Source organism: Paucihalobacter sp., assembly GCF_036825875.1.
Lineage (GTDB): Bacteria > Bacteroidota > Bacteroidia > Flavobacteriales > Flavobacteriaceae > Paucihalobacter.
Window position 1 is genome coordinate 1 of the sequence record NZ_DAISXK010000054.1, and the last position, 3,886, is coordinate 3,886.

General features: G+C 38.1%; 4 protein-coding genes. All 4 read right to left on the bottom strand.

The window, feature by feature from the left end:
* Nucleotides 1-1,105: beta-aspartyl-peptidase (iadA, locus tag V7Z48_RS12095; protein ID WP_334113795.1), on the bottom strand; the 1,105-nt coding region annotated here is incomplete at its 3' end.
* A 1-nt stretch (nt 1,106) separates the two neighbouring features.
* Nucleotides 1,107-2,468: a C4-dicarboxylate transporter DcuC gene (gene dcuC / locus V7Z48_RS12100; RefSeq protein ID WP_334113796.1), complete on the bottom strand. Its 1,362-nt coding sequence runs from the start codon at nt 2,466-2,468 to the stop codon at nt 1,107-1,109.
* A 9-nt stretch (nt 2,469-2,477) separates the two neighbouring features.
* Nucleotides 2,478-3,494: a lamin tail domain-containing protein gene (locus tag V7Z48_RS13580; protein WP_442954716.1), complete on the bottom strand. Its 1,017-nt coding sequence runs from the start codon at nt 3,492-3,494 to the stop codon at nt 2,478-2,480.
* A gap of 48 nt (nt 3,495-3,542) precedes the next feature.
* Nucleotides 3,543-3,886 (bottom strand): T9SS type A sorting domain-containing protein (locus V7Z48_RS12115; protein ID WP_334113797.1); only part of this gene is annotated, 344 nt, incomplete at its 5' end.

Genomic DNA, 3,886 nt, shown 5'->3' on the forward strand with positions numbered 1-3,886 from the left:
TCATCATGTGTTGCCCACGGGCAAACACGTCTGTAAGTTCTAGTTCTTTATTAAATATGCACAAATCGGCGTGGCAGCCAAGTGCAATTTTTCCTTTGTTTTTAAGTCCTAAATTTCTAGCCGGATTGGTGGTTATTAATTTAAAAGCATCTTCAATAGTTACACCTCCTTTTTTGATGAGTTGAATGACTTCATACAGATTTTGGTCGAAGGGTGCTTTTCTAACGCCTATGGCTTCTTTTTTGTCATTGAATTTTGTGAGTCCGGCATGGCCGTCAGAGCTAAAAGTCATGTTGTCTATTGAAACGCCTTTTTCCAAAGCGTATAAAACAGATAAATAGGGTTTTGTGTATTGAGAAGCACCAGTAGTAATGTCTATGATGCCACCAAGTTTTGCAAATTCAATGGCTTGATCAAACAGTTCTTTAGTGCGGCCAACATGTGTTGGTGAAATATGTTGAATAGGAAACTGATATTTGTTGACCAATTCAAAAAGGATGTCCATTTTGGTGTCTAAATTGCCAAGATGGATATGCAAAATGCCTTTTTTATTGGCGATACTTCCGCCAACTCTTACATCTCGAAGTTTTCTGAGTAATTCTTCGGCAGTTGGGTAGGAAGATCTAATATCGCTGATGGCAATTTTACACCCCAGAACTTTGTCTATAAAAATCATATCGCCTTGAATGCTGTCTGTAATGGTAACGCTATCAACACCGTAATAGCCGCAGTACATAAAGGCCGTAATACCTTCTTGGTCTAGTGCTTTGGCCTTTGCGTAAAGTGTTCTAATGTTTCGGGCGGTACCATCGGTTCCTAGTAATCCTACTACAGTGGTGGTTCCGCAGGTAATAAGGTCGCTCAGGTTGATTTCTGGTGTCATAGAAGCGTAGCCGTCTTTACCACCGGCACCAATAATATGGAGGTGTTGATCTATTAATCCGGGCGTGACAATGCAGTTGGAGAAATCAAACACTTGGGCATTATTGGCAAAAGTGTCTAAGTTGTCTTCAATGGCAATAATACTGTCGTTAGCAATAAGTATATCCTTTACCCCAAGGTGGTGTGGTGCATAAAGATTGGTATGTTTAAGTAGTTTCAGCATTTCAAATAAAATGATAAGTAAGCATAATAATTAAAGCAACCACTAGCGGAATTAGATTTCGTTTTACAATTTGTAAGGTTGAAACACCGGCAATTTCAGAAACAGCGATAATAACACCCGCTACCGGAGAAACTGTTCTTCCCATAGAAGCCGAAAGTTGCATTGGTAAAATCATAGAAGTGCTATTCACACCTAATGTAGAAGCTATTTTAGGAACCAACGGACCAAAAGCGAAAAAGGAAGCATTACCACTTCCCATTAGCATAGAAGCCAGGAAAATCATAATGGTCATAACGATACTAATTCCGATGGCATTAAAACCAATGCTTTGAGTTAAGTTAATAAGTCCTTCGATAAATCCGAGGCTTATAAGACCTTTAGCGAAGATGTCTGCGGCAATAATCAGGGTGACAACCGCTTTAAAAATATTACCCATGCCATCCCAAAACACTTTTAGAGAAGCTAAAACAGTTCTAAAGTTTTTCACCCTAATTAGTTCAAAAACAATAGCAACAAATAAACTTATTAGCATGGCTGTCGTGGTTTCTAGCTTTATTGGCGTAGAAAAAATGCTAAATAAATCAGAAAATATGATGAGTAATAAAATTGGGAGAACTGGAATAATGGCATAAATTAAAGGAACATCTACACTTTTTTCATTTACAGTTTGAAGGATTTGATTGGCCTTATCTTTTTTGTCGTAGTATCTATTAACTATATAATAGGTTACCATCATAGAAATACTTAGTGGTATTACCAACAAAATCTGATGGTTTACAAAGTAAAAAATTGAGTCTATATCAATAATACTCGTTGCACTTGCTGTAATAGCCGATGCTGGACCTATTCCGAAGGCAGTTGTAGCAGTAATAACCGATGCTGCCGATAATTTACTAACACCTAAGTTGATTAGAATAGGAAAAAGCGAAGCCATCAACAATAGGGAAAGACCTGCTGCTGAAGGTATAGCGACAAAAAGAATTTGTCCAATTGGTATTACTAATGATGCTGCAATGTAAGGATAAGCTTTAAAGAGTCTTAAGGGTTTCATTGCTACAAACACCAATGCATTTGATGCACCAATTTTATCGATATATGCCACAAAACCACCTATGGCCATAATCATCAAGCCAACGCCCGCATTTGTCTCTGCAAACGACTCTTTTATGTAAACAAATAAATCAAATCCTGAAAATCCTGAAGGCTTTTCTATTAGCGGCCTTTGTTGGTTTAAGATAAATGCGATCAAAAGCATTGAAAGTCCAGAAACCAATAACACTGCGTGCGGATAGTATTTTTTAAGTAACAAGCGCGCCGTAACAACAATAAATACAAGCGATAATATTGGTCCTAAATTATCCATTAAAGCCAATTAAAATGAAGAACCGTCAAGTTTGGTACCAGGCGATTGTAATGCACCATTAGCTTCTGGTATGCTAGGATGTCTTTCGAATTCTCCAAAAATATCCGGATTTCTCGTATATGCTTCATCTGGATTTCCAGAAAGAGGTGTGATATCGAAAGTTGCAATAACATTGCTACTAGCATCTTGAACGGTTACAAAATCTCCTGCATTATTCATATTTAATTGACCTCCAGAGGCCGTTTGTACGATGGCACCACCAAAGCTCCCAGTTGGATTGCCTCCACCAAAAACGACGATAACGCCATTCATGGGTATTACAGTTCCTTGCGGGAATGTGTGCCTCGGCACATTATTTTCTAAAGCTGTTGCGTCAAAAATTTTATAACCGCTTATATCTAATTCAGGTCCAGAATTAAAAAACTCTATAAATTCATCATCAAGTGGATCTCTAACACCATCGCCATTTGCGTCACCTGCTAAACCACCAGCTGGATCGTATAATACTTCATTAATTAAGAAGCCAAGGAACGGGCAACCGTTATTTTCGAATGGACCAAACAAATCCGGACACTCATCTTCGGAGTCTGGTACGCCATCACCGTCCGAATCAATATCAGCATCTAAAATGGTAATGGTTAAATTGACGGCACTTAATATTAAAACACCGGATGTTGAACCTAGGTTTATTTCTATGGTTTCATCACCTTCAATAATTCCATCTGGGATACCTGTAAAAACAATAGAACTGCTGCTTTGCCCTTGGTTGATAACAATTTCGGAAGCGCTCACGCTGTAGTCTGCTCCGAAAGTGGCTGTTCCCGAAAAAACAAGCGGAATTGAAACAGCTTCAGGTGCTGCTGCATTTAAAGAAGCAGTCAAAGTAACGGTTCCACCATCTTCGCTTAGAGTATTACTGCTAAGGCTTAGGGTTGCCGCTGGTAAAATATCATCGGTTGTGCAGGTGAGTAATGTGAAACAAATACCCACAAAAAGCACTGGCAACAAAAAAACATTTTTTTTCATTTGTATAATATTTTAAGGAAAATTACTTTGACTGCTTTTGTAATAATGTTAGTTAATGATGAGTTTGGAAACTGTTGAAGCGTCGTCTATTGATATTCGAACAAGATATAATCCTGCGTTAAAATTATCCACATTTATGCGGTCGCCAATAGTTGAAGTTTTCAATACTTGTCTGCCGTTAATGTCGTACATCTCAATTTGCTTGGTACCTCTTAAATCGGTTTGGATTGTTACATCACCGTTGCTTGCAGGATTTGGATATAATGTAATTTTATTGTTTTGGTTAAGGTCGTTGATGCTTAAACTTGATTTTATCACACCATCTAAACGCACATCATCAATTCTTAGAATTCCTGTACCATTGGTATTGTCTCTTGAGCCATTTAGCCATC